Here is a 25813-nt window from a genome sequence, read left to right as displayed (position 1 = left end):
ATCATGACAAGCATCACCTTCATCCATTCCGACAACCGCAGCCAGGCCGTGGACGCCGCCGACGGCGACAGCCTCATGCTCGCCGCGCTCACCCACGGCGTCGACGGCATCACCGCCGAATGCGGCGGCAACGCTGTCTGCGCGACCTGCCATGTCTATGTCGACGAGGCCTGGGCATCGAAGCTCGATCCGGTCTCCGACGACGAGGATGCGCTGCTCGACGGCACCGCCGCCGAGCGGCTGCCGAACAGCCGGCTGTCCTGCCAGATCAAGGTTCAGCCTGCGCTCGCCGGACTGGTGGTCCGCATTCCCGATCGGCAGAGCTGACGGCTCGACAACAATCAAAACAAGCAAACCATGGGGAGGAACATCATGAAGCAACTCAATGCCTGCGCGCTGGCGCTGGCCGCGTCATTGGGCGTGTCGGCCACGGCGACCGCCGGCGAGATCTCGGACAATGTCGTACGCGTCGGCGTGCTCAACGACATCTCCGGCATCTTCCAGGACACCAACGGCATGGGCTCGGTCGAGGCCGCGCGCATGGCCGCGGAGGATTTCAACGGCGGGGCTAAGGGCATCAAAGTCGAGATCGTCTATGCCGACCACCAGAACAAGGCCGATGTCGGCTCGGCGATCGCGCGCAAATGGCTCGAGGTCGACAAGGTCGATGCCATCGTCGACGTGCCGAATTCGTCCGTGGGCCTCACGATCAACGAGCTGTTGCGCAACAGCCGCATGACGTTCCTGGCCTCGTCCACGGCAAGCTCCGATCTCACCGGCAAGGCCTGCTCGCCCAACACCATCCAATGGGTCAACGATGCCTGGGCGACCGGCAACACCACGGCAGCGGCGATGATGGGGCGCGGCGGCAAAGACTGGTACTTCATCACGGTCAACTACGCGCTCGGCCAGGGCATCGAAGCGGAGGCCACCAACTACATCGAGAAGCACGGCGGCAAGGTGCTGGGCTCGGCCAAGCATCCGCTCGGCACGACCGACTTTGCGTCGTTCCTGCTGCAGGCGCAGGGCTCCAAGGCCAAGGTGATCGGGCTCGCCAATGCCGGCGGTGACACTATCAACGCCGTCAAGCAGGCCGCGGAGTTCGGCATCCAGCAGGGCGGCCAGTCGCTGGTCGCGTTCCTGCTGTTCATCAACGACATCCACGGCATGGGGCTGAAGGCCGCGCAGGGGCTGCAATTGCTGGAGGCGTTCTACTGGGACATGGACGACGACACCCGCGCCTTCGCCAGGCGCTTTGCGGCGCGCCCCGGCATGAACGGCAAGATGCCGAGCGGCAACCAGGCCGGTGTCTATGCCTCGACGCTCGCCTACCTCAACGCGGTCGCGGCGACGGGGAGCGACGATGCCAAGGATGTCGTGCCGCAGATGAAGACGGTGAAGGGCAAGGACAAATTGTTCGGCGACGTCACCATCCGCGCCGACGGCCGCGTCGTGCATCCGATGTATCTGTTCGAGGTGAAGAAGCCGGAGGAGTCGAAGTACGCCTATGACTACTATCGGCTGGTCTCGACGATCCCGGCCGAGCAGGCATTTCGGCCGGTGGCTGACGGCGGTTGTGCGCTGGTGAAGTAACGCCGTCCAGATGCTAGGCATGAACGAGAGCGGGCCCTGTCACATTGACGCGGCCCGCTTCTGCTGTGCTGCAGTATCCTTAACAGGCACTATAGTTCTTGCCTTTGCCCATTTCTGGGAATTATGGTGCATGGGTTGATGGCGCGCGGAATATCAGTCGCGCGACGGCCTGATGCGGCGAAACGCCGCCGTGCCGCGTGCTGCTGCGTGCCGGTGACAAAACAACGATAAGAACTGAGCGTGATCAGGGGAGGGACGACCATGAAGACGAGCTTCTGGCTGGCAGGCGCGGCGGCGCTGCTGTTTTCGAGCACGGCCTTTGCCGGCGACACCATCAAGATCGGCTTCGTCTCGACCTTCAGCGGTCCGACCGCGGTGATCGGCAACGACATGCGCAACTCGTTCGAGCTCGCGCTCGACCATCTCGGCCGCAAGATGAACGGCAAGCCGGTCGAGGTGATCTACGAGGACGACCAGCAGAAGCCTGACGTCGGCAAGCAGAAGACCGAGAAGCTGGTGCAGTCCGACAAGGTCGACTTCATCGTCGGCTACATCTGGTCGAACGTGCTCTTGGCCTCGCTGAAGACCGCGGTCGATTCCCAGACCTTCCTGATCTCCGCCAATGCCGGCCCGTCGCAACTCGCCGGCGAATTGTGCTCGCCCTACGTGTTCTCGACTTCGTGGCAGAATGACCAGACGCCTGCCGCGATGGGCCTTTATATGAACCAGAAGGGCGTCAAGTCGGTGTTCCTGATCGGCCCGAACTATGCGGCCGGCAAGGACATGCTGGCGGGCGTCAAGAGCACCTTCAAGGGCCAGGTGGTCGGCGAGGAATATACGGTGTGGCCGAGCCAGCTCGACTTCTCCGCCGAGCTCTCCAAGGCCCGCGCCTCCGGCGCCGAGTCGATCTTCGTGTTCTATCCGGGCGCAGCCGGCGTCCAGTTCCTGAATCAATACGCGCAGGCCGGCCTCAAGGAGAAGATGCCGCTCTACACGGCGTTCACGGTCGACGAGTTGTCGCTGCCGCTGCAGAAGGACAACGCGATCGGCGTGCCCGGGGCTCAGGAATGGGTCAACGACCTGCCGAACGAGCAGAACAAGACCTTCGTCGCCGACTACCGCAAGAAGTACACCGGCCTGCGCCCGACCTATTACGGCGCCCAGGCCTATGACGCGGCGCAGCTGATCAACAGCGCGGTCGTCGCGGTCAAGGGCGACACGTCCAAGAAGGACGCGATGAAGGCCGAGATGGAGAAGGCCAACTTCAAGTCGCTGCGCGGCGCCTTCAAGTTCGGCAACAACCACATCCCGATCCAGAGCTTCTACCTCCAGGACGTGGTCAAGGACGCCGACGGCCAGCTGTCGCTGAAGACGGTCGCGACCATCGTCGAGAACGACCAGGACCGCTTCCACGACAAGTGCCCGATGAAGTAGCGATCAAGAAATTTCCCCGGCCGGCCCGGTCCGGCCTGGAATTTGCTTGAAGCTTAAAACATCTCCGGCCTAAGATCGGGACGGACATGGCGGCAGCGCCTGCAACGGTTCTGCCGCCGTCTTTTTGAGCGTGAAGTGAGGGGCATGCTTCTCGTCGTCGAACAATTCCTGAACGGGCTGCAGTTCGGACTGCTGCTATTCCTGCTGGCTGCCGGCCTGACGCTGGTGTTCGGCATCATGGACCTCGTGAACCTGGCGCATGGCTCGCTCTACATGATGGGCGCCTATTTCGCGGCGACCTTCGTGGCCTGGACCGGCAGCTTCGTGCTCGGCGGCGTCATGGCACTCGGTGCCACGCTTCTGCTCGGCATCGTGCTCGAATTCACGGCACTGCGCCATCTCTATGGGCGCGACCATCTCGATCATGTGCTGGCGACCTTCGGCCTGATCCTGTTCTTCAACGAGGCCGTTCGGTTGATCTGGGGCCCGGCGGGGCTCGCGCTGCCGCTGCCGTCCTGGCTGGCGTTTCCGGTCACAATCATGCCGGGGATCCAATACCCGGCCTATCGCCTCGCGATCATCGTCGTCGCGCTGCTGGTGGCGCTGCTGCTCTATCTCGGCGTGATGCGCACCCGCATCGGCATGCTGATCCGCGCCGGCGCGTCCAACCGCGAGATGATCGGCGCGCTCGGCATCAACATCAAGCTGCTCTACACCTTGGTGTTCGGCCTGGGCGCCGCGCTCGCCGGCCTCGCCGGGCTGATGCAGGCGCCGATCCTGACCGTGCAGATCGGCATGGGCGAGAACATCCTGATCCTCGCCTTCGTCGTGATCGTGATCGGCGGCATCGGCTCGATCCGCGGCGCCTTCATCGCCGCGATCATGATCGGCCTGATCGACACGATGGGCCGCGCCTTCCTGCCCAATCTGCTGCGCCAGGTGCTGAATTCGGCATCGGCGTCCACCGCGGCGCCCGCGCTGTCCTCGATGCTGATCTATCTCCTGATGGCGATCGTGCTGGTGGCGCGGCCTGAAGGTCTGTTTCCGGCCAACCGCAGATGACATCCAAGCTCAACGTCTCAAGCCTCGTCGCCGCGCTGGTCGTGGCCGGCCTCGTGCTGCTGCCGGTCTATTCGAACCTCACCGGCAACATCTTCATCCTCACGCTGTTCACCCGCATCGTGATCCTGGCGCTGGCGGCCGTCAGCCTGAACCTTCTGATGGGCTATGGCGGCATGATGAGCTTCGGCCATGCCGCCTATCTCGGCATCGGCGGCTACGCGGTCGGCATCCTCGCGCAGGAGGGCATCGGCTCCGGCTGGGCGCAGTTCGCCGTCGCCATTGCGGTCTCGGCGCTGTATGCGCTGGTGATCGGTGCGCTGTCCTTACGCACCCGCGGCGTCTACTTCATCATGATCACCTTGGCGTTCGCGCAGATGGCCTACTATGTCGCCTCCGGCCTTGCGCGGTACGGCGGCGACGACGGCCTCACCGTCTACAAGCGCAGCGATTTCGGCGGCCTGATCAATCTCGGCAACCGCGTGCAGTTCTATTATCTCTGCCTGTTCTGCCTGCTCGCCGTCGTCGCGCTGGTCTGGCGCATCGTCAATTCCCGCTTCGGCCTGGTGCTGCAGGGCCTGCGCTCCAACGAACAGCGCATGCAGGCGATCGGCTTCCCATCGAAGCGCTACAAGCTCGCCTGCTTCGTCATCGCCGGCATGCTGTGCGGGCTGTCGGGCGCGCTGCTTGCCAACAACACCGATTTCGTCAGCCCGGCCGTCATGTACTGGACCCGTTCCGGTGATCTCATGGTGATGGTCATCCTCGGCGGCATGGGCACCCTGATGGGTCCCGTCGTCGGCTCAGTCGTGTTCCTGGTGCTGGAAGAGGTGCTGTCGCAGCTCACCGAATATTGGGCGCTGATCATGGGGCCGCTGCTGCTCCTGATCGTGCTGTTCGGGCGCGGCGGCATCATGGGCATGCTCGGGAGATTGAACCGTGGTTGAACCGCTGCTCCGCGTCGACAATCTCGTGCGCCGCTTCGGCGGCATCATCGCCACCGATCACGTCTGCCTCGACGTCTCCAAGGGCGAGATTCACGCCATCATCGGCCCGAACGGCGCCGGCAAGACCACCTTGATCAGCCAGCTCACCGGCCATCTCGCGCCGCATGCCGGCCGCATCTTCCTCGGTGGTCGAGATATTTCCTCCTTCCCTGCCTACAAGCGTAGTGCGCTGGGGCTGGCGCGCTCGTTCCAGATCACCTCGCTGCTGACGGATTTCACCGCAGCCGACAACGTCGCGCTGGCGGCGCAGGCGCATGACGGCAAACATTCGTTCCGCTTCTTCGCCAATGCGCGCAGGGAGAAGCCGCTGCGCGACGCCGCGCGCGCCGCGCTCGAGCGCGTCGGCCTCGGTCATCGCGCCGACGTGCTGGTGTCGAAGCTCAGCCACGGCGAGCAGCGCGAGCTCGAGCTCGCGGTCGCGCTCGCGACCAAGCCGCAAATCATGCTGCTCGACGAGCCCATGGCCGGCCTCGGCGTGACGGAATCGCAGCGCATGGTGAAGCTGCTCGCTGAGTTGCGCAACGAGGTTTCGATCGTGCTGGTCGAGCACGACATGGAAGCGGTATTCGCGCTCGCCGACCGCATTTCGGTGCTGGTCTATGGCCGCATCATCGCCTCGGGCAAGCCGGACGAGATCCGGCAGAACGAGGAGGTCAAGCGCGCCTATCTCGGCGATCAGCACGTGGTGGTCGGCCATGGTTGATCAGAAAATGTCTGATCAGAAAGACAACGGCATGCTGCTCGACGTCGACGGCATCGAGACCTGCTACGGCCTCAGCCAGGTCCTGTTCGGCCTGTCGCTGGCGATCCGTCCCGGCGAGATGGTCTCGCTGATGGGCCGCAACGGCATGGGCAAGACCACCACGATCCGCTCGATCATGGGCCTGACCCAGGCGCGCGCCGGCCAGATCCGCTTCAGCGGCCAGGAGACGCGCAAGCTGCCGTCCTACCGGATCGCGCAACTCGGGATCGGCCTGGTGCCGGAGGGCCGGCAGATCTTCCCGAACCTCACCGTTACCGAGAATCTCGTGGCGGCCTCGACCAACCGGCTCGGCGCCTCCGATCCGTGGACGCTCGACAAGATCCACGCGCTGTTTCCGCGGCTCGCCGAGCGCGGCGGCAACATGGGCAACCAGCTCTCCGGCGGCGAGCAGCAGATGCTGGCGATCGGCCGCGCGCTGATGACCAATCCAAAACTGCTCATCCTCGACGAGGCGACGGAGGGCCTGGCGCCGCTGATCCGCGAAGAGATCTGGAACTGCCTGTCGCTGCTGAAATCGCGCGGGCAGTCGATCCTGGTGATCGACAAGAACGTCGAGCACCTCACCCGCATCTGCGACCGCCATTATATCATCGAGCGCGGCCGCACGGTGTGGAGCGGCACGTCGGAGCAGCTGATGGCGGAGCCCGAGTTGCAGCACCGCTATCTCGGGATTTGAACGGTCGTTCTCTCGCGCCAAAGGCCACGGTCGTCGCCGCGAACGAAATTGGACTTAGTTACTCCGTCATGCCCGGGCTTGTCCCGGGCATCCACGTCGTCCTCAGCGTGCCGACCGACGTGGATGGCCGGGACAAGCCCGGCCATGACGACGCGGAGAGAGATGGCGCACAACCTCCCTTGTCATATGCGATAGCCCTGCCCGCGTGCGGGGAGGTCGCATCACATCGTCATATGCGATGCGGGTGGGGGCTGCTGCGGAAAGACTGCCGCTGTGGCGCCCCCTCCCCAGCCCTGCCCGCAAGCGGGAAAGGGGCGCACCGTCGCTGACGCGTGTTGGGTGGCCAAACTGACCTGATGTCACAAAGTCCGTCAGTCCTGCTGACGTGAGCCGAATTTCCGCATTGAGGGGCGGCGTATAGAGGGCTATTCTTTCAAGTAGTATTTTGTCTTGCCTTTTATCGAAGGTTGAGCAAATGCGTGCGCCCCATCTGAAAGTCCGAGCACCGCAAAAAGCCGCATCAACCCTGCGCGGCTTCTGGTCCGATCATTCCGACCTCGAGACCGCGCTGTGTCTTGCGTTCATGTTGATCGTTGCATTCATCGTCAAGCTGACGCCGCCGACGTAGCCGCCGATCACCGCACGAAAGCTCAGCGATCGAACGGGATGTACTTCTGGTACTCCTTGGGCACCCGGCTTCGATAGCGCGACGGCACCTTGCCGCTGCGCAGGGAGTCTTCGACCTCCTGCCGGGTGGTCTTTGTCCGCTTCTTCTTTTTCGGCGCGGCGGCGTCGGCTGCCGGCTTCGTCTCAGCGGGCTTGTCGCTCGTGGCTGTCGGTGCAGCGGCGGGTGAGGCATTCGGCGTCGGGGAGGGCGTTGCGGCCGGCGCAGGCTGGGCTGGCGTATCCGCCGCGGGGGCGCTTTGCGCCAGCGCCGTTGCAGACATCAGACCCGCAGCCAACAGGCTTGCTACTGCGATCCCGGACAACTTGATCATGACGTAGAGACTCCAAACCACGGCCACGGTTGTGCCGGCGTGATGAGGTCGCCCGCGCGCGTCAACCGGTTCATGCCATCGATGCATGGCCGTTGCCCTGCGATCAGCCCCACCGCCCAAGAAGAATTCGGCCTGCCAGCTTTTTGGGCACAGGCTGCCGTGCGTTCCGTTGAATCGCAAGCATTTTCCTCTGGCACGTCACTTGCTGATCTCGTTGCTTAGAGTTGGCAGCTAGGGTTCCGGTTCTCCTCACGAGAATGCTGGTCCGAGAGCAGCCGCCAGGGGAGAGCCCTGGTGCACGGCGGGATAAAAACCCGGGAGACCTCAGTGGCCGCGCTTGGCAGGCTCGAGGTTGTCTTTGCCAGTCCGCAGGTCACAAAACCGATGAGGGACTGGATATGGGAAAAGCACGAAATCTGTTTGTTGCCCTGCTCGCGGCATCCACGCTGGCGACTGCCTCGCTGTCGCCGGCTCTCGCCGAGAAGAAGAAGGAATTCAACATCGCCTGGACGATCTATGTCGGCTGGATGCCGTGGCCCTATGCCGCCGAGTCCGGGATCGTCAAGAAATGGGCCGACAAATACGGCATCTCGATCAAGGTCACGCAGATCAACGACTACGTCGAGTCGATCAACCAGTACACCGCCGGCAAGTTCGACGGCGTCACCGTCACGAACATGGATGCGCTGACGATTCCCGCCGCGGGTGGCGTCGATACGTCAGCCATCATCATGGGCGACTATTCCAACGGCAATGACGGCGTGGTCCTGAAGAAGGGCAAGACGCTGGCCGACATCAAGGGCCAGAAGGTCAACCTCGTCGAGCTCTCGGTGTCGCATTATCTGCTGGCGCGCGGGCTCGAGACGGTGAAGCTCTCCGAAAAGAACATCAAGACGGTCAACACATCCGACGCCGACATCGTCGCCGCGGCGAAGTCGCCGGATACGACTGCGGTCGTCACCTGGAATCCGCAACTGCTCGAAGTGAAGGCGGAGCCCGGCGCCACCCTGGTGTTCGATTCCAGCAAGATCCCGGCCGAGATCGAGGATCTGCTGGTCGTCAATACGCAGACGCTGAAGGATAACCCGGAGCTCGGCAAGGCCCTGACGGGCATCTGGTACGAGACCATCGCGCTGATGAAGGATCAGAGCGAGAAGGGCAAGGCCGCGCGCGAGGCCATGGCCAAGCTCTCCGGCACGGATCTCGCGGGCTTCGAGACCCAGCTCAAGACCACGTTCATGTACTACGAGCCGAAGGACGCGCTCGCCTTCATGACCGGGCCGGAGCTGCCGAAGATCATGGACCACGTCCGCACCTTCTGCTTCGACCACAATCTGCTCGGCGAGAACGTGAAGTCGAAGGACGCGGTTGGCATCTCGACGCCATCGAAGGCGCTGGGATCGACGACTAACGTGAAGCTGCGCTTCGATCCCACCTACATGAAGATGGCGGCCGACGGGAAGCTCTGATCGATCCATCGCCGTGCAGCGCTGCCCACCCTCATCCTGAGGAGCTCGCGCAAGCGAGCGTCTCGAAGGATGAGGCCCCAGCTCAGGCCTCATGGTTCGAGACGGCGCTACGCGCCTCCTCACCATAAGGGTTGAGAGTCGAGGGCGGCGCTGCACATTTCAGCATGCCCGGCGTACAGCATGAGTGGCGTGTTCATGACGAGGAATGACGGAGCCTTCTGATGCTGCGTGCGATGAACGTCGTTCCGAACCGCGGCAGCCGGCTGCTCCTGGCTCTCCTGCCGTTCCTGCTGATCGCGCTGATCTACGTGGTCGGCTCGGCGCAGCGGCGGGCTGACAACCCCGACGACAAGCTGCTGCCGCCGGTGTCGGAGATGGTCGCGACGTCGAAGCGACTCGCCACCGAGCCGGATCGGCGCTCCGGCGACTACGTGCTGTGGTCGGACACGGCGGCGAGCCTGCAACGGCTCGCGCTCGGGCTCGGCATCTCCGCCGCGATCGGCCTTACGCTGGGCCTCGCCATCGGTTTGCTTCCGATCGCCGGCGCCGGCTTTGGCACGCTGGTCGCGGTGCTGTCGATGATCCCGCCGATGGCGGTGCTGCCGGTGCTGTTCATCGTGTTCGGCCTCGGTGAATTGTCCAAGGTGGTGCTGATCATCATCGGCGTCACCCCGACATTGGTGCGCGATCTCTCTCTCGAAGTGCAGAACATGCCGCGCGAGCAGCTCATCAAGGCGCAGACGCTGGGTGCCTCGACCTGGCAGGTCGCGATCCGCGTGGTGCTGCCGCAGATCATGCCGCGGCTGATCCAGGGTCTCAGGCTGATGATTGGCCCGGCCTTCCTGTTCCTGATCTCCGCGGAAGCGATCGCCTCCGACGTCGGGCTCGGCTATCGCATCTTCCTGGTCCGGCGCTATCTGTCGATGGATGTGATTCTGCCCTACGTCGTCTGGATCACCTTGCTTGCCTACATCTTCGACTACGCTCTGGTGTGGTTCGGTCGGCGCGCCTTTCCCTGGGCCTATGCGCAAGGGAGCCGCTGATGAGCACGCTGTCCTTCCGCAACGTCTGGGTCGAGTACGGCAATCAGGTCGTACTCGAGCGCATCAATCTCGAGATCGCCTCCGGCACGTTCCTCTCGATCGTCGGCCCCTCCGGCGCCGGCAAGAGCACGTTCCTGCGCCTGATCCTCGGCCAGGAACGGCCGAGCCAGGGTGCCGTGCTGCTCGACGGCCAGCCGTTCCCGGCGGAGCCCGGCCCGGACCGTGGCATCGTTTTTCAGCGCTACTCGGTGTTCCCGCATCTGACCGTGCTCGGCAACGTGCTGCTCGGCTATGAACTCGCGGCCAGCCCGCTCACGGCGCGGCTGTTCGGGTCAGCGCGTAAGGACGCGGTGGAGAAGAGCCGCGCGCTGATCGAGGCGGTCGGCCTCGGGCCGCACGCCGACAAATATCCGAGCGCGCTGTCGGGCGGCATGCAGCAGCGGCTGGCGATTGCGCAGGCGCTCGCCAAGCAGCCGCGCGTCTTGCTGCTCGACGAGCCCTTCGGTGCGCTCGACCCCGGGACCCGCGCGCAGATGCATGCCCTGATCAAGCCGCTGTGGCGCGAGCACAACATGACCATCGTGATGGTCACCCACGACATCAAGGAGGCCTTCGGCCTGGCGACACGGCTGATTGCACTCGACCGTCCGCGCAAGGATCCGCAGGCGCCGGAGCGCTTTGGCGCGCGCATCACCTACGATCTCGACCTCGCCCGCGACAGCGCGGTGCCCGTGCTCGGCTTCATCCGCGCCAGCGTGCAGGCGGCGCAATAACACCCAGAAGAAACGAAGGAGAACTCCATGCCATTCCCCGCCATGCGGCGCACCCGCCGTGCCGGCCTGCAGCCGCAACGCCAGGTCACGCGCCGGCATCATCCGGATTTCGACAAGATGGCCACGCAGGGCTGGCAGGCGTTGGAGGCCGAGGGCAAGCTGCCGACCAACGGCTGGCGCAAGGAGCGGCAATGGGCGCTCGACATGGGCCTGCCCGGCGCCGACACGCTGACCGATCGCGACATCCCGACGTTTGCGCGCGGCGAGCTGCCGCATTTCGCAGGGATCAACACCTTCATGAAGGCGCCCTATGTCGAGAATGTTCGCGACGTCGGCAAGTACGATGCCGCCGTGATCGGCATCCCCTTCGATTCCGGCACCACCTATCGCCCCGGCACCCGCTTCGGGCCGCAGGGCATCCGCCGCATCTCCGCGCTCTACACGCCCTATAACTACGAGCTCGGCGTCGATCTGCGCGAGCAGATGACGTTGTGCGATGCCGGCGACGTTTTCACCATCCCCGCGAATCTCGAAAAGAGCTTCGACCAGATCAGCCGCGGCGTCGCTCATGTGGCCTCGTCCGGCGCGCTGCCGATCATGCTCGGCGGCGACCACTCGATCGGCTTTCCTTGCGTGCGCGGCATCGCGCAGTGCACCGACAAGCGTATCGGCATCATCCATTTCGACCGTCACATCGACATCCAGGAAAAGGATCTCGACGAGCGCATGCACACCACGCCCTGGTATTGGGCGACCAACCTGCCGAATGTGTCGCCGACCAACCTGGTGCAGCTCGGCATCGGCGGCTGGCAGGTGCCGCGCGAGGGCGTCGAGGTCGCGCGCAAGCGCAACACCAACGTGCTGACCATCGCCGACATCGAGAAGATCGGCCTGGAGAAGACCGCCGAGATCGCGCTGGAGCTGGCCTGGAAGGATGCCGACGCCGTCTACATCTCGTTCGACGTCGACTCCATCGATTGCGGCTTCGTGCCCGGCACCGGCTGGCCCGAGCCCGGCGGCTTCCTGCCGCGCGAGGCGCTCAAGCTGCTCGGCCTCGTCGCCGCCGAGGGCCTGTGCGGGCTGGAGGTGGTCGAGGTCTCGCCGCCCTACGACACCTCGGACATCACCGCGCTGATCGGCGTCCGCGTGGTCGTCGAGGCGCTCGGCTCGATGGTCGCCCACGGCAAGCTCGGCAGCCACAAGCATATCATCAACAAGCCCGTCAGCTTCTGAGGTCCGCGATGCGCCATCATCACCACCATCACGGCCATCATCATCACGATCATGGTCATTCCCACGATCATGATCATCACCATGATCACGATCACCCGCCGCATGGCCCCGGCCACAACCATCCGCATGGCGGGCGCTCTCCCGTGCAGTGGCAGACGCCGCATCAGCCCGAGGGAGCCAAGCCCGCGCCGGTGGTCGAGCCCGATCTCGACAAGGTCGAGGCCGCCTTCGTCGACGGCTTCATCGCAGCCCCCGATCCGACCAGCTTCCTGCGGCTTGCGCGCATTCCGTTCGAGATTCTGCGCGAGGGCGAGAGCCTGAAGCTGCTGCGCGTCGAGATCGATGCGCTGACCGATGTCGGCAGCCTGACGCCGCATCTCGGCGGCAGCAGCTTCCGCTACGACCCCTTGCCGTCGAACTTCATCTCCCGCCGTCGCCGCCTGCGCTTCATCTATTTCGATGGCACCGGCCTGACGCCGCTCACCTATGCGGAATTGCGGGAGATCGAGACGCGCAGCTGATCCTCTCCGTCCTCTCGTTCCACACGGCCGGCCCGCTTGCGCGAAGCCGGCCGTTGTCGTTGGATCGTCTCTCAATCAAGGAGCGAACCGGCTGGGGAGAGAACGATGGCGAACGGGCATGGGCCGGAGGCGGGCGCGGATTTCGTCGCGCGCACGTTGAACGACGCGCTGCGGTGGAGCGGCCGCGGGCAGAAGTGGTGGAGCTTTGCCAACCACGGCTCCACCGTCTGCGTCGTGGTGTTCAGCGCGACCGCCGCAGTGCTGTCGCAGATCGGCAGTCCCATCGTCGGCCTCGACCCGAAGACCGTCGCGACCGTGCTGTCGCTCTGCGTCACGATCATCTCGACGGTGCAGTCCAAGCTCGGCTTCGAGCGCAAATGGGTCGCCAACAGGCTGACTCACAGCGCACTCAACGGCCTGCTGCTCGACGAGAAGACCGGCGCCGACGTTCAGGACACCAAGGACAGACTGAAGGCGATCCTCGAAGCCCACGATCGCGCGATCGCCGCGACCGGCGGTTAGCTCATCCCCGCGCAAACATCCGCGCTTCGTTCGCAATTACCGGCTTCACCGCCTCGCCGAGCCGCGTGGCCGCCGCATCCACGGTCAGCCCTGCCGTATCGACCACCGCATTGGCTCGCGCATACAGCGGCTCGCGGCTCGCGAGAATGTTGCGCAGCTCGGCCATCGCCGAGCGGTCGTCGGCCATCGGGCGCAGGTCGCCCTGCTTGCGCACGCGCCCCATGTGCTCCTCCGGCTCGGCCTTGAGCCAGATCGTGTAGAACGCATTCAGAATGAGATCGAAGGTCACCGGCTCGGAGACGATGCCGCCGCCGGTCGCCAGCACCATCAGCTCTTTCCGCGCCAGCAGTTGCAGCAGCGCGGCCTGCTCCATGCGGCGAAAGCCTTCCTGGCCGTAGAGCGCGATGATCTCGGCGACGGAGAGTCCGTTCTGCCGCTCGATCTCCTTGTTGAGCTCGACGAAGCTCCAGCCGATCCGCTCCGCGAGCATTCTGCCCAGCGTCGATTTGCCGGCGCCGCGCAGGCCGATCAGCGCGATGCCGGAGAAGGTGCGCCGCAACGGCGCCGAGCCGCCGCCGGCGAGCAGCTCCTTGACCTGCGCGATCTGGCTCGGGCTCGCCTTCTTCAGGAGGTCGCGGATGACCGGCCAGTCCGGCGACGGCTCGCCGCCGGGAATGATGTCGTCGAGCGGCGCGTTGATCGCATTGGCGATGCGGCGCAGCAGCACGATCGACACGTTGCCCTTGCCGCTTTCGAGCTGGGCGATGTAGCGCTCGGAAATACCGGAGACCTCGGCCAGCACCTTGCGCGACATGCCGGCGAGGCCGCGCATCCGCCGCACCCGCTGGCCCAGCTGGTCGAGGAAATCGGTCTCGGCTGCGGACTGGCCGTCGTCGCGCGGGGCGTCGCTGTGTGGCGTCATATCCCTGAGGCACTCTTTGTTTATGAAACATAATGCCGAGGAGGATTGACAGCAAGCGATGTTGGTGGCCTTCTATGAATTATAATTCAAAAATCGGGGGAGGAACGCCGTGAAGTCGTACAATGCGGTGTCATGGCTGCTTGACCGCAATGTCGAGGCCGGACGCGGCGACAAGCTCGCCTACACCGACACGGTCTCCGAGCTGACCTATCGCGGCCTGCAGCAGCAGAGCTGCCGCGTTTCCAACCTGCTGCGCCGCCTCGGCGTCCGCCGCGAGGAGCGCGTGGCGATGATCATGCTCGACACGGTGGATTTCCCCGCGGTGTTCTTAGGCAGCATGCGCGCCGGCATCGTCCCGGTGCCGCTCAACACGCTGCTGACCTCGGAGCAATATGCCTATGTGCTGGCGGACTGCCGCGCCCGCGTGCTGTTCGTCTCGGAGGCGCTGTATCCGGTCGTGAAGGACATCGTCGGGCGGATGCCCGATCTCGACTGCGTCGTGGTCTCAGGCGCGAACGCGTTCGGCCACAAGCTGCTGTCGGACGAGATCGCGCGCGAGAGCGATCAGTTCGACACGGTCGCGACGCATGAGGACGAGCCGGCGTTCTGGCTTTACTCCTCTGGCTCGACCGGCATGCCCAAGGGCGTCCGCCATCTCCACGGCAATCTCGCCGCCACGGCCGAGACCTATGCCAGCCAGGTGCTCGGCATCCGCGAGAGCGACGTCTGCCTCTCCGCCGCAAAGCTGTTCTTCGCCTACGGCCTCGGCAATGCGCTGACCTTCCCGCTCTCGGTCGGCGCCACCACGATCCTCAACTCCGAGCGCCCGACGCCGGCTTTGATGTTCAAACTGATGAACCGCTACAACCCGACCATCTTCTACGGCGTGCCGACCTTGTTCGCCGCGATGCTGCACGACGAGTCGCTGCGTCATGAGAAGGCGGGCTCCGCCTTGCGCATCTGCACCTCGGCCGGCGAGGCGCTGCCGGAGTCGGTTGGCAATGCCTGGAAGGCGCGCTTCGGCGTCGACATTCTCGACGGCGTCGGCTCGACCGAGCTGTTGCACATCTTCCTGTCGAACGCGCCCGGCGACATCAAATATGGCTCCGCGGGCCGCCCGGTGCCCGGCTATCAGGTGCGGCTCGTCAACGAGGCCGGGCAAGACGTGCCCGACGGCGAGGTCGGCGAGATGCTGGTGCACGCGCCCTCGGCCGGCGAAGGCTATTGGAATCAGCGCCACAAGACGCGCTCGACCTTCGAGGGCTATTGGACGCGCACCGGCGACAAATATGTCCGCGACGCCGACGGCCGCTATACCTTCTGCGGCCGCTCCGACGACATGTTCAAGGTCTCCGGCATCTGGGTGTCGCCGTTCGAGGTCGAAAGCGCGCTGATCACCCATCCCTCGGTGCTGGAAGCCGCCGTCGTGCCCGACGCGGATCCGGAAGGGCTGTTGAAGCCAAAGGCCTACGTCGTGCTGCGCCCGAGCGTCGACCGCGAGACGCTGCACGAAGCGCTCAAGGATCACGTCAAGCAGAAGATCGGCCCGTGGAAATATCCGCGCTGGATCGAGGTGGTGGATTCCTTGCCGAAGACCGCGACCGGCAAGATCCAGCGCTTCAAGCTGCGCGAGGGGGCGGGTCAGTAGTTGGTCTTCCTGCCCGTGAGTTGGCCCGCTGTTAGTTGTCGTCATGGCCGGGCTTGACCCGGCCATCCATCTTCCCGCGACAAAGAAAGACGTGGATGCCCGGGTCAAGCCCGGGCATGACGAAGGAGAGAATAGCGCATGACGCTCGAAGCTAACGGCTTCCTCACCGTCGACTCCGCCCAGCTCGAATACCGCCTGATCGGGCCACATCCCGCCGGCGCCCCGTGCATCGTGCTGCTGCATGAGGGCCTCGGATCGGTCGGCCTGTGGGGCGACTTTCCCGACAGACTGCAAGCGGCCACCGGCGCCTCCGTGTTCGCCTATTCCCGTGCCGGCTACGGCGCCTCCACCCCGGTGACCCTGCCGCGCCCGCTCGACTACATGCAGCGCGAGGCGCGCGACGTGCTGCCTAAGCTGCTTCAGACCATCGGCTTCCAGCGCGGTCTGCTCGTCGGCCATTCCGACGGCGCCTCGATCGCGGCGATCTATGCCGGCAGCCATGCCGATCACCGCCTCGACGGCATCGTGCTGATCGCACCCCATGTCGTCGTCGAGGATGTCTCGGTCACATCCATCGCCGCCATCAAGACCGCCTACGAGACCACCGAGCTGCGCGCCAAGCTGGGGCGCTGGCATAAGGACGTCGACAACGCCTTCTATGGCTGGAACGGCGCCTGGCTCGATCCGGCTTTCCGCGCCTGGGACATCACTGCCGACCTCACCTACATCCGCGTCCCCGTGGCCGTGATCCAGGGCGTCGACGACCAGTACGGCACCGTCCGCCAAGTCGAGATCATCCAACAGGAGTGCTACTGCCCGGTTGAGGTGACGATGTTGCCCAAGACCGGCCATTCCCCGCATCGCGAGGCGCCCGAGGCCACCTTGCGCGTCATCGCGGAGTTCGCCGCGGCGACCCTGCCACCCCGCGCATCACAAACATGAAATAAAATGCATGTTTTAGCTTTTCGCCGTAGACGCCAGTCAGAACATGCATTATTTTACATCTCAACGATAAGCACTCCAACGCAAGGGTGGCTCATGGCCGGGGAAGACCGCGTGCTCGCGGGAGGCAAGACGTTCATCGATTTTCAGACCGATCCCTCCCGCTACAAGCATTGGAAGCTCTCGATCGACGGTGAGGTGGCGACGCTCGCCATGGACGTCGACGAGAATGGCGGCCTGTTCGAGGGCTACCAGCTCAAGCTCAACTCGTATGATCTCGGTGTCGACATCGAGCTGGCCGACGCCGTGCAGCGGCTGCGCTTCGAACACCCCCAAGTGAAGGTCGTGGTGCTGCGCTCGGCCAAGCCGCGCGTGTTCTGCGCCGGCGCCAACATCCGCATGCTCGCCGGCGCCACCCATGCGCACAAGGTGAACTTCTGCAAGTTCACCAACGAGACCCGCAACGGCTTCGAAGACTCATCCGAGAATTCCGGCCAGCGCTTCATCACGGTGGTGAACGGCACCGCCGCCGGCGGCGGCTATGAGCTCGCGCTCGCGACCGATCACATCATCCTCGCCGATGACGGCTCGTCCTCGGTGTCGCTGCCGGAGGTGCCGCTGCTCGCGGTGCTACCCGGCACCGGCGGTCTCACCCGCGTCGTCGACAAGCGCAAGGTGCGCCGCGACCGTGCGGATGCGTTCTGCACCACGGAGGAGGGCGTCAAGGGCAAGCGGGCCGTGCAGTGGCGGCTGGTCGACGAGATCGCGCCGAACTCCAAGGTCGATGCCAAGGTCGCCGAGCGGGCCAAGGAATTCGCTGCGGCGTCCAAGCGCAACGGCAGCGGCAAGGGTGTCGCGCTGACGCCGCTGAAGCGCGTGATCGATGCGTCGAGCGTGCGCTACGGCTTCGTCAATGTCGACATCGACCGTGCCGCCCGCATCGCCACCATCACGATCTCGGCGCCCGAGGCCGCGCCGCCGGCCGACATCGACGGCATGATCGGGCAGGGCGCGGCCTTCTGGCCGCTGCAGGTCGCGCGCGAACTCGACGATGCCATCCTGCATCTGCGCATCAACGAGCTCGGCATCGCGATGCTGGTGTTCAAGTCGCATGGCGACCGCGCCCAGGTGCTCGCGCATGACGCCTTCCTCGAAGCGAACAAGGCGCATTGGCTGGTCAACGAGATCAGGCATTATTGGAAGCGCGTGCTCAAGCGCATCGACGTCACCTCGCGCACGCTGGTCACCCTGGTCGAGCCCGGCTCCTGCTTTGCCGGTACCCTGGCCGAGCTCGTGTTCGCCTCGGACCGCTCCTACATGCTGATCGGCACCATCCAGGGCGACAATCGTCCGGCGCCGGCGATCGAATTGTCGGCGATGAATTTCGGCCCCTATCCGATGAGCCACGGCCTGACCCGGCTGCAGTCGCGCTTCCTTGACGATCCCAACGGGCTCGCGCGCGTTCACGAGCACGTCGGCAAGCCGCTCGAAGCGGAAGAGGCCGAGGAGCTCGGCCTCGTCACCTTCGCGCTCGACGACATCGACTGGGAGGACGAGATCCGCGTCTTCCTCGAGGAGCGCGCCAGCTTCTCGCCCGACAGTCTCACCGGCCTCGAGGCCAATCTGCGCTTCGCCGGTCCCGAGACGATGGAGTCGAAGATCTTCGCCCGCCTCACCGCCTGGCAGAACTGGATCTTCCAGCGCCCCAACGCGGTCGGCGAGGACGGCGCGCTCCGGCGCTACGGTACCGGCGAGCGGCCGCAATACGACATGACGCGCGTTTAGTTCTCATCCGTCATGGCCGGGCTCGCCCCGGCCATCCACGAGCGACGCAGCTCGAACGAATTCAGGGAGGCACGCCATGAACATGAACATCATGAACGTCGACTACTCGACCAAGATTCCGAACAACGTGAATCTCGCCGAAGACCGCCAGGTCCTCAAGGCGCTGGAAGGCTGGCATCCCGGCTATGTCGATTGGTGGAACGACATGGGCCCCGAGGGCTTCCAGCAGTCGCTGGTTTACTTGCGCACGGCCTACTCGGTCGATCCGCGCGGCTGGGCCAAGTTCGACTACGTCAAGATGCCCGACTATCGCTGGGGCATTCTGCTGGCTCCGCAGGAAGAGAACCGCAAGATTCCGTTCGGCGAGCATTATGGCGAGCCGGCCTGGCAGGAGGTCCCCGGCGAATATCGCGCGCTGATGCGCCGCCTGATCGTGATCCAGGGCGACACCGAGCCGGCCTCGGTCGAGCAGCAGCGCCATCTCGGCAAGACCGCGCCGTCACTCTACGACATGCGCAACCTGTTCCAGGTCAATGTCGAGGAGGGCCGTCACCTCTGGGCGATGGTCTATCTGCTGCAGAAATATTTCGGCCGCGACGGCCGCGAGGAAGCCGACGATCTGTTGCGCCGCCGCTCGGGCGATTCGGATTCTCCGCGCATGCTCGGCGCCTTCAACGAGAAGACGCCGGACTGGCTGTCGTTCTTCATGTTCACCTATTTCACCGACCGCGACGGCAAGATGCAGCTGCACTCGCTCGCGCAGTCCGGCTTCGATCCGCTGTCGCGCACCTGCCGCTTCATGCTGACCGAGGAAGCGCACCACATGTTCGTCGGCGAAACCGGCGTCGGCCGCGTCATCCAGCGCACGGTCGATGCGATGCGCGCCGCCGGCATCGATGATCCCACCGATATCGCCAAGGTCCGCGCGCTCGGCGTCATCGATCTGCCGACGATCCAGAAGAAGCTGAACCTGCACTACACGCTGTCGCTCGATCTGTTCGGCTCGGAGGTCTCGACCAACGCGGCCAACGCCTTCAATTCCGGCATCAAGGGCCGCTACCACGAGACCCAGATCCAGGACGATCACCAGCTCAAGAACTCCACCTATCCGGTGCTCAAGCTGGTGGACGGCGAGATCAAGCGGGTCGACGAGCCGGCGCTGACCGCGCTCAACATGCGCCTGCGCGACGACTACTCGCAGGACTGCATCAAGGGCCTGTTGCGCTGGAACAAGATCATCACCACGGCCGGCTACGACTTCGAGCTGAAGCTGCCGCACACCGCCTTCCATCGCGCCATCGGCGAGTTCAAGGACGTTCATGCGACGCCCGACGGCATCCTGATCGACGAGGCCACCTGGCAGAAGCGCAAGGGGGACTGGCTGCCCTCCACCGACGATGGTGCCTACATCTCTTCGCTGATGAAGCCCGTCACCGAAATCGGCGAATACGCCTCCTGGATCGCCCCGCCGAAGGTCGGCATCGACAACAAGCCGGGCGACTTCGAGTACGTGAAGATCGAGACTTGATGAGGGGCGAATAGGGAGTTGCGAGTAGCGAATAGGGACCTCAGCCTATTCGCTATTCGCTATTCGCTATTCGCTATTCGCTATTCGCTATTCGCTATTCGCTATTCGCTATTCGCTAGCTCCAAGCGCCGGCCTCTCCAAACCTCTCCCCGCCCTTTGCGGGAGAGGTCGGATTGCGCAGCAATCCGGGTGAGGGGCATGGCACATAAGCGGCTCAGGTCGTGGTCCATCGGACGGGCACGCCGGTGTCGCCCTGATAGTAAGCGCGCTGAAGACGAGTTGGAGTCCGGCGATCTCGCTGCGGATGAGATGCACCACCCGTTCCGCTGCCCCTCACCCCGACCCTCTCCCCGTGAAGAACGGGAAAGGGAGCGCACCTTTCGTGTCGCTAACGCTCGGCCTCAGCTATCCCAGCCTGCGCCCGGAATGCCGGGGTTCGCGTACACGATGCCGCCATCCACGGCGATCGTATTCCCCACCACATAGTCCCCCGCGCGTGACGCGAGGAAGATCGCCGTGCCCGCCATGTCCTCGTCGGTGCCGATGCGTCCCGCGGGCACGCGCGTCGCGACCTCGTCGGCATTGTCGCGGGCGGCCTTGTTCATGTCGGACTTGAACGGACCCGGCGCGATCGCCGTGACCACGATGTGGTCCTTGATCAGCTTCGCCGCCATGCGCCGCGTCAGATGGATCAGGCCGGACTTGCTCGCCGCATAGGAATACGTCTCCAGCGGGTTGACGAAGATGCCGTCGATCGAGGCGATGTTGATCACCTTGGCCGGCCGCTCGGCGCTCGCGGCCGCGCGCAATGGCACTGCCAGCGCCTTGGTGAGGAAGAACGGCGTCTTGAGGTTGAGGTTCATCACCTTGTCCCAGCCGCTCTCCGGGAATTCGTCGAAGTCGGCGCCCCAGGCGGCGCCCGCATTGTTGACGAGGATGTCGAGCTTGGGCTCGCGCTTCTTGATCTCGGCCGCGAGCATGTCGATCCCGGCCATGGTCGAGATGTCGATCGGCAGCGCGATGCATTCGCCGCCATACTCCGCCGACAGCTGCTTGGCCGTCTCCTCGCAGGGACCGGCCTTGCGGGCGGTGATGTAGACCCGCGCCGCGCCTTGCGCGAGCAGGCCGGCCGCGATCATCTTGCCGATGCCGCGCGAGCCGCCAGTGACGAGCGCGATGCGGCCCTCGAGTGAAAACAGGTTCTTCAGCATGAGGTTTCCTCCTGTTGTTGTCACCCGTTCTGGGTGGCCGGGTCGGACAAGTCAAGCGACGGGGACGTCGGCAGTGACCGCTTGGCGAGGCGACGTGCCACACGGTTCGGGCCACGCGTGAGCGCACCAAGCGTCGGCGGCTTTGTCACCACGCGCATCGTCGTGATATCGTCGGCACGATGATCGCGTGATTGAGTCGGTGGCGTGATGTTCGGGTGGATCAAGAAGCGTCTGGTGCGAGAGTCCTCGGCCGATGATCCTTCGACCGAGTTCGTGCGGACATTGCTGGCCGAGTTCGCGCGGCAGGCTCTCGTGGTGCAGAGCTACGATCCCGCCCGCCGCAGCTTTGTCGTCGCGCTGCAAGACGGCTCGCAGGTCACGGCCTTCATCGACAACACGTTCCTCGAGTGGCAGCACCGCGCGCCATCCCGTCAGAAGGAATTAATCGCCCGTTTCGTGCGCTCGCTGATCGAGACGCACCGCCATGACCCGATCTCGTCCGAAAGTCTCGCAGACGAGCTGATGCCGGGAATCCGCTCCCGGGTCCTGGTGAGCGACATGATGATCCGCGATTGGATCGCCGGCGGTCGCGCCGATGACAGCCAGGCTGCGGCCTTCCTGCCGTTCGCGGCTGATCTCGTCGTCTGCGCCATTCGAGACCGGCCCGACAGCATGTCGTTGATCAAGGGCAGTGAGCTCGCAGCGGCAGACCTCCCGTTGGATCGCGCGCTGCAGCAGGCCATGACCAATTTCCGGGCGAGCATGCCGCAGCCGGTGTTCGAGCCGCTGGGCGATGGCGTATTTGGCTGCGTGAACCTCGCCGACTATCAGTCGGCGCTGCTGCTGTTGTCGCCGGGGGAGGATTATGCGCTGCCGCCGGTCGACGGCACGCCGGTGCTCGCCGTGCCCGGCCGCAACGTCGTCTACGTCACCGGATCGAACGACCGAGCAGGCGTCGTGCGGCTGCTCGAGATCGCCGCCGGAGCCACGCAGACGCCGCACTTCTGCACGGTGTCGCTGCTGCAATGGGATGGCGAGCGCTGGGCGGAGGCGACGTTTGCAGAAGCCGCGTTAGACCGTCGCTATCGTGAGATCATTCAACGGCAACTCGCGGCCGATTACGCTGCGCAGAAGCAACTGCTCGATCACTACCACCAGGTCTACGGCCAGGATGTCCATGTCGCCGACCTGCAGCTGTATCGGGCGAATGACGGTGCGGCGATGTTCAGCATCGCGACCCTGGGATCCGGCACGTATGGAACGTTGTTGCCGCGGGCCGACAGGCTGGCCTTCGTCCGCCAGGTGATCGATCCGACGACGGGACTGGCCTTGCCCAAGCAGGGCGACGTGATCCACGTCCCATGGTCCGACGCGATGGTCATCGTCGGCGGCCTGTTCGCGCCCGTGCCGCATCTGTATCCGCCACGCTTTCGCGCGCTGGGTTTCCCCGATGCCGAGGCGTGGACACGTCTGCAAGCGATGGCCGGCTGATCAGCTGATCACGCGGCGTCGATGCGGCGGAAACCGTTCCACATCGCGGTCGCGGCGCCCGAGGTCAGCACCGGCAGCACGCGGGCGTCCTGGTAATGACCGTTGAGCGAGACACGTGACAGCGCGGTGAGATGCTCGGCGCTCTCGGCGAAGACCATGCCCGGACGCGTCGTGACCGCCGTCTTGTAGCCGCTCGCCGCCGCCAGGACGAACTCGCGCTGGGACGCCGCGGCGCGATCGCCATAGGGATAGGCCATGTGCAGCACCGGGCGCTGCAGCTCGGTCTCGATCTGCGCGCGGCTCTCGACGATCTCGTGGCGCGCCGTCTCCTCGGTCTGCTTGGCGAGATTGCAGTGGCTGATCGAATGCGCGCCGATCGTGAGCAGCGGCTCGGCCGAGAGCGCCCGCAGCTCATCCCAGGACATGCAGAGCTCCGGGCAGATCGACGCCTCGTCGATCCCATGACGCGCACACAGCGCGCTGATCTCACGCTGGATATCGTGCTCGCCGGGCAGCGACCGCAGCCAGTCGTGCAGGCGCTGGAACGTCACGCATTTGGCTGCCGGGCTCGACGCGTCGAGCCGCAGGGCGAGGCCGCCGATCTGGACTTCGATCATGTCCGCTTTCGCCACGATCAGCTCGAGCGCAACCCACCACAGCCGGCCACGGCCCGACGCGAAATCGCTGGTGACGTAGATCGTGAACGGCGCGTCAAATTCACGCATGACAGGAAGTGCGAAGTCGCGATTGTCGCGATAGCCGTCGTCGAAGGTGAAGCAGGCGAAGCGGCGCGTGAAGTTGCGCTCCACCAGTCGATGATGCATCTCGTCGAGCGTGATGATCTCGATGTCATGATCGCGCAGATGCGACAGCATCTCGCGCAGGAAGTCGGGCGTGACTTCCAGATGACAATTGGGCTGGAAGCAGGCGTCGCGACGTGGCCGCACGTGATGCAGCGTGTAGATCGCGCCGACGCCTGAGAATATTGGTCGCAGCCAGACATGAGCGCCGCTGAGATACAGCGCTTCCAGGCCGGCGCGGATAAAGGTTTTGCGAAATCGCCTCATCTGAAATAAGCGGCCCGGTGGACGTCGGGACAAGGTTACCGATGAATGATTGAAGAAAACCTTAGCCTGCGGCCGCAATGGTCCGTGCGGGGTGCGTTCATTTCCGGTTTGACAGGCCTGCAAGGGTTTGTTTTCTCTCTGCTTCCTCGATGCGACGGATGACGAATGCGTGGACTTTTCAGGTGGAGCGGCAAATGGTGGCCTGGCGTCATCCCGCTGATCGTGCTTTGGGGCTTTGCCGCCTGGACCAGCACCGTTCCGCTCGAGACTGATCTTGCCGGCCGCAGTTCGGCCGCACTCAAGGGCGCCGTGCTCGACAGGACCAGCATCACGGTCGACGGACGCGACGTCTCGGTACGCGCGGACGCGTTCTCGGAGGCCGGCCGGCGCGACGCCGTGGCGGCTGTCGATGCGGTGGACGGCGTGCGGCTCGTCAATGACCAGACGCGGCTGGTGCCCGAGGCCAAGCCGTTCGTGTGGTCGGCCGAGCGCGACGTCGTCCGGGTGACATTGGGTGGCAATGCGCCGCTGCCGGCGCTCAGGGGGCGGCTGGTCGAGGCGACGCGGGCGGCGCTTCCGGGCGTCGAGGTGGCGGACCAGATGGGCCTCGCCCGCGGCGCGCCCCAGCGCTTCGAGGAGGCGGCGCTGCTCTTGATCGGCCAGGTCGGCAAGCTCAAGGACGGCAAGTTCACGCTCTCCGACGGCGAGGTCACGCTGACGGGCATGGCGCGCGAGCTCGGCGGCCGCGAGGCGATCGCAACTGCCTTGGCCAAGCTGCCGGAGGGCTTCAAGGTCGCCAGCAATGAGGTCAAGGCGCCGCCTTACATCTTCCAGGCCTATAAGGACCCGGTCGCGGTCACCGTGACGCTCGCCGGCAACGTGCCGGACGAGAACATCCACGCCGTCGTGGTCGGTTCGTCCTCGCGCAAATTCTTCAGCGAGAAGGTCGTCGACAATCTCAAGAACAGCGTCGGCGCGCCGGCCAATTTCGTCAACGCGGTGGTGCCGGCGCTGGGGGCGCTGTCGCGGCTGTCGACCGGCACGCTGGTGGTGTCGGACCGCGACATCAAGATTTCCGGCGACGCGCTCTATGACGGGGCCGCCGCCCAGATCCGAACCGGGCTGGCCAAGGAGGTCCCGCAGGGATGGCAGGTGAAGGCCGACATCACGGTCAAGCCGGCGGCCGCCCCGGTGGATCCGACGGTGTGCCAGCAACTGTTCTCGGACGTGCTGGCCAAGGCCAAGATCCGCTTCGAGACCAACCGCAGCGATCTCGATCGCGACTCCACCGGGCTGCTCGACCGCCTGGCCGAGATCGCCTTCCGCTGCCCCACGGCTAACGTCGAGATCATCGGCCACACCGATGCCGAGGGCGACTCGGCGGCCAATCAGGTGCTGTCGCAGAAGCGCGCCCAGGCCGTGGTGGATTATCTGGTCAAGGCCGGGCTGCCGGCCGACCGGTTCAGCGCGATCGGCTATGGCAGCACCCAGCCGATCGCCGCCAACGACACCGCTGACGGCCGGGCGCAGAACCGGCGCATCGAATTCGTGGTGAGGTGAGCATGGCCTATTTCATTGCCTTTCACGGGGGCTGGCTGGCCGGCGCCTTCGCCATCGGGCTCGCCATGGGCTGGGTCGCCGTGGTGCACCGCGCGCCCCGTGTCTCCGGCTGGCTGACCTGGCTGCTGGCCGCGCTGGCCGCCGGGCTGGTCGCCGCCGCCGTGACCAGCCTGATCCCGGGCCGCGCCGGCTACTGGCTCGAGCTGCTGCTGGTGATGTTCGTGCCCTATCTGGTCGGCTGCGCCATCGGCACCTGGCTGCGCGCCCTGGTGGTCACGCGCAGCATGCGGCAGCGCTCGGCGGCCTGACGCGGCCTCCTGCGATCCTTTCGCAATCGCCGCATGCGCTCGCCCCGGCGGGGCGTGCAGCATCGTTGCCGTCTGGACACACGAAGGTTTGACGCGGCCGGAGCCTGTCAAAGCGGCGACGGACGATTATCGTTTAACCATGTCCTTCCCGCGTCCAGGACGCTGCGCCGCGACGGCCGCTCCTCACCGAAGTTTAACCCGGCGTACGCAGGCTGAACGGGACTTCCCGTCAGCCGCATCGTCTGCTCCGTATCTTGCCC

Annotated in this window: 25 protein-coding genes and 1 riboswitch; of the genes, 21 read left to right on the top strand and 4 right to left on the bottom strand. The window is 65.0% G+C overall.

Translation table 11 applies throughout. The features are described from left to right. Positions 1–3: 3 nt before the first annotated feature. The 8 genes from BRAD285_RS31285 to BRAD285_RS35940 all read left to right on the top strand — a co-directional run bounded on the left by BRAD285_RS31285 (position 4) and on the right by BRAD285_RS35940 (position 7160). Positions 4–327, top strand: coding sequence for a 2Fe-2S iron-sulfur cluster-binding protein (locus BRAD285_RS31285; RefSeq protein ID WP_006615282.1), 324 nt, complete (start codon positions 4–6; stop codon positions 325–327). Positions 328–372: 45 nt separating this feature from the next. Next, entirely contained in the window at positions 373–1593 is a 1221-nt protein-coding gene (locus BRAD285_RS31280) for an ABC transporter substrate-binding protein (protein WP_006615283.1), read from the top strand. A 261-nt stretch (positions 1594–1854) separates the two neighbouring features. Next, positions 1855–3027: an ABC transporter substrate-binding protein gene (locus BRAD285_RS31275; RefSeq protein ID WP_006615284.1), complete on the top strand. Its 1173-nt coding sequence runs from the start codon at positions 1855–1857 to the stop codon at positions 3025–3027. A 144-nt stretch (positions 3028–3171) separates the two neighbouring features. Next, positions 3172–4089, top strand: a complete 918-nt coding sequence (locus tag BRAD285_RS31270) for a branched-chain amino acid ABC transporter permease (protein WP_035648779.1) — start codon at positions 3172–3174, stop codon at positions 4087–4089. After that, complete coding sequence (locus tag BRAD285_RS31265; protein WP_006615286.1) at positions 4086–5033, top strand: branched-chain amino acid ABC transporter permease; 948 nt, start codon at positions 4086–4088, stop codon at positions 5031–5033. Before BRAD285_RS31270 ends, BRAD285_RS31265 begins: the two co-directional genes overlap by 4 nt. Further along, positions 5026–5796 (top strand): ABC transporter ATP-binding protein, encoded by a 771-nt coding sequence (locus tag BRAD285_RS31260; RefSeq protein WP_006615287.1) that lies wholly within the window; start codon positions 5026–5028, stop codon positions 5794–5796. The genes BRAD285_RS31265 and BRAD285_RS31260 overlap by 8 nt, the downstream gene beginning before the upstream one ends. 31 nt (positions 5797–5827) lie before the next feature. Then, complete coding sequence (locus tag BRAD285_RS31255; RefSeq protein WP_006615288.1) at positions 5828–6532, top strand: ABC transporter ATP-binding protein; 705 nt, start codon at positions 5828–5830, stop codon at positions 6530–6532. Between the two features lie 475 nt (positions 6533–7007). Then, entirely contained in the window at positions 7008–7160 is a 153-nt protein-coding gene (locus BRAD285_RS35940) for a hypothetical protein (RefSeq protein ID WP_006615289.1), read from the top strand. A 22-nt stretch (positions 7161–7182) separates the two neighbouring features. Here the strand turns inward: BRAD285_RS35940 and BRAD285_RS31240 are convergent, their stop codons facing one another. Next, entirely contained in the window at positions 7183–7530 is a 348-nt protein-coding gene (locus tag BRAD285_RS31240) for a hypothetical protein (protein ID WP_006615290.1), read from the bottom strand. A 220-nt stretch (positions 7531–7750) separates the two neighbouring features. After that, positions 7751–7853: riboswitch (guanidine-I (ykkC/yxkD leader) on the top strand. Positions 7854–7928: 75 nt separating this feature from the next. On the opposite strand from BRAD285_RS31240, the gene BRAD285_RS31235 reads away from it, so the two are divergent. The 6 genes from BRAD285_RS31235 (at position 7929) to BRAD285_RS31210 (ending at position 13091) form a co-directional block, all read left to right on the top strand. Beyond that, positions 7929–8999: a putative urea ABC transporter substrate-binding protein gene (locus BRAD285_RS31235; protein WP_006615291.1), complete on the top strand. Its 1071-nt coding sequence runs from the start codon at positions 7929–7931 to the stop codon at positions 8997–8999. 221 nt (positions 9000–9220) lie between these two features. Beyond that, positions 9221–10042: an ABC transporter permease gene (locus tag BRAD285_RS31230; RefSeq protein WP_006615292.1), complete on the top strand. Its 822-nt coding sequence runs from the start codon at positions 9221–9223 to the stop codon at positions 10040–10042. Further along, positions 10042–10815, top strand: coding sequence for an ABC transporter ATP-binding protein (locus BRAD285_RS31225; RefSeq protein ID WP_006615293.1), 774 nt, complete (start codon positions 10042–10044; stop codon positions 10813–10815). The genes BRAD285_RS31230 and BRAD285_RS31225 overlap by 1 nt, the downstream gene beginning before the upstream one ends. 27 nt (positions 10816–10842) lie before the next feature. Then, complete coding sequence (locus BRAD285_RS31220) at positions 10843–12048, top strand: agmatinase family protein (protein WP_006615294.1); 1206 nt, start codon at positions 10843–10845, stop codon at positions 12046–12048. Positions 12049–12191: 143 nt separating this feature from the next. After that, positions 12192–12569, top strand: a complete 378-nt coding sequence (locus BRAD285_RS31215; RefSeq protein WP_006615295.1) for a hypothetical protein — start codon at positions 12192–12194, stop codon at positions 12567–12569. A gap of 105 nt (positions 12570–12674) precedes the next feature. After that, positions 12675–13091 carry a DUF4231 domain-containing protein gene (locus BRAD285_RS31210; protein WP_006615296.1) on the top strand — a complete coding sequence of 139 codons (417 nt, stop codon included), beginning with the start codon at positions 12675–12677 and terminating at the stop codon, positions 13089–13091. A gap of 1 nt (position 13092) precedes the next feature. Here BRAD285_RS31210 and BRAD285_RS31205 read toward each other — a convergent pair whose 3' ends face one another. Next, positions 13093–14013 (bottom strand): helix-turn-helix transcriptional regulator, encoded by a 921-nt coding sequence (locus BRAD285_RS31205; RefSeq protein WP_006615297.1) that lies wholly within the window; start codon positions 14011–14013, stop codon positions 13093–13095. Between the two features lie 127 nt (positions 14014–14140). Here BRAD285_RS31205 and BRAD285_RS31200 point away from each other — a divergent pair, with 127 nt between their 5' ends. The 4 genes from BRAD285_RS31200 to boxB all read left to right on the top strand — a co-directional run bounded on the left by BRAD285_RS31200 (position 14141) and on the right by boxB (position 19916). Further along, on the top strand, positions 14141–15661 hold the full coding sequence (locus tag BRAD285_RS31200) for a benzoate-CoA ligase family protein (protein WP_006615298.1): 1521 nt from the start codon (positions 14141–14143) through the stop codon (positions 15659–15661). Between the two features lie 138 nt (positions 15662–15799). Beyond that, positions 15800–16603 carry an alpha/beta fold hydrolase gene (locus tag BRAD285_RS31195; RefSeq protein WP_006615299.1) on the top strand — a complete coding sequence of 268 codons (804 nt, stop codon included), beginning with the start codon at positions 15800–15802 and terminating at the stop codon, positions 16601–16603. A gap of 96 nt (positions 16604–16699) precedes the next feature. Beyond that, entirely contained in the window at positions 16700–18388 is a 1689-nt protein-coding gene (gene boxC, locus BRAD285_RS31190; protein ID WP_035648794.1) for a 2,3-epoxybenzoyl-CoA dihydrolase, read from the top strand. Between the two features lie 76 nt (positions 18389–18464). Then, a complete protein-coding gene (gene boxB / locus BRAD285_RS31185; protein ID WP_035648796.1) occupies positions 18465–19916 on the top strand; it encodes a benzoyl-CoA 2,3-epoxidase subunit BoxB in 1452 nt (483 codons plus the stop codon). Positions 19917–20317: 401 nt separating this feature from the next. On the opposite strand, the gene BRAD285_RS31180 is transcribed toward boxB, so the two are convergent. After that, positions 20318–21127 (bottom strand): SDR family oxidoreductase, encoded by an 810-nt coding sequence (locus tag BRAD285_RS31180; protein WP_006615302.1) that lies wholly within the window; start codon positions 21125–21127, stop codon positions 20318–20320. A 207-nt stretch (positions 21128–21334) separates the two neighbouring features. Here BRAD285_RS31180 and BRAD285_RS31175 point away from each other — a divergent pair, with 207 nt between their 5' ends. Then, entirely contained in the window at positions 21335–22618 is a 1284-nt protein-coding gene (locus BRAD285_RS31175; RefSeq protein ID WP_035648798.1) for a hypothetical protein, read from the top strand. 8 nt (positions 22619–22626) lie between these two features. Here BRAD285_RS31175 and BRAD285_RS31170 read toward each other — a convergent pair whose 3' ends face one another. Further along, positions 22627–23685, bottom strand: coding sequence for a polysaccharide deacetylase family protein (locus BRAD285_RS31170; RefSeq protein ID WP_006615304.1), 1059 nt, complete (start codon positions 23683–23685; stop codon positions 22627–22629). A 165-nt stretch (positions 23686–23850) separates the two neighbouring features. Between BRAD285_RS31170 and BRAD285_RS31165 the strand changes: the two genes are divergently transcribed. Continuing rightward, positions 23851–25245, top strand: a complete 1395-nt coding sequence (locus BRAD285_RS31165) for an OmpA family protein (protein ID WP_006615305.1) — start codon at positions 23851–23853, stop codon at positions 25243–25245. Between the two features lie 2 nt (positions 25246–25247). Next, a complete protein-coding gene (locus BRAD285_RS31160) occupies positions 25248–25553 on the top strand; it encodes a hypothetical protein (RefSeq protein WP_006615306.1) in 306 nt (101 codons plus the stop codon). Positions 25554–25813 lie beyond the last annotated feature (260 nt).

The sequence above is a fragment of the Bradyrhizobium sp. ORS 285 genome (assembly GCF_900176205.1).
Lineage (GTDB): Bacteria > Pseudomonadota > Alphaproteobacteria > Rhizobiales > Xanthobacteraceae > Bradyrhizobium.
Note: the sequence above shows the minus strand (reverse complement) of the source record. Positions and strands in the feature narration are given on the sequence as shown.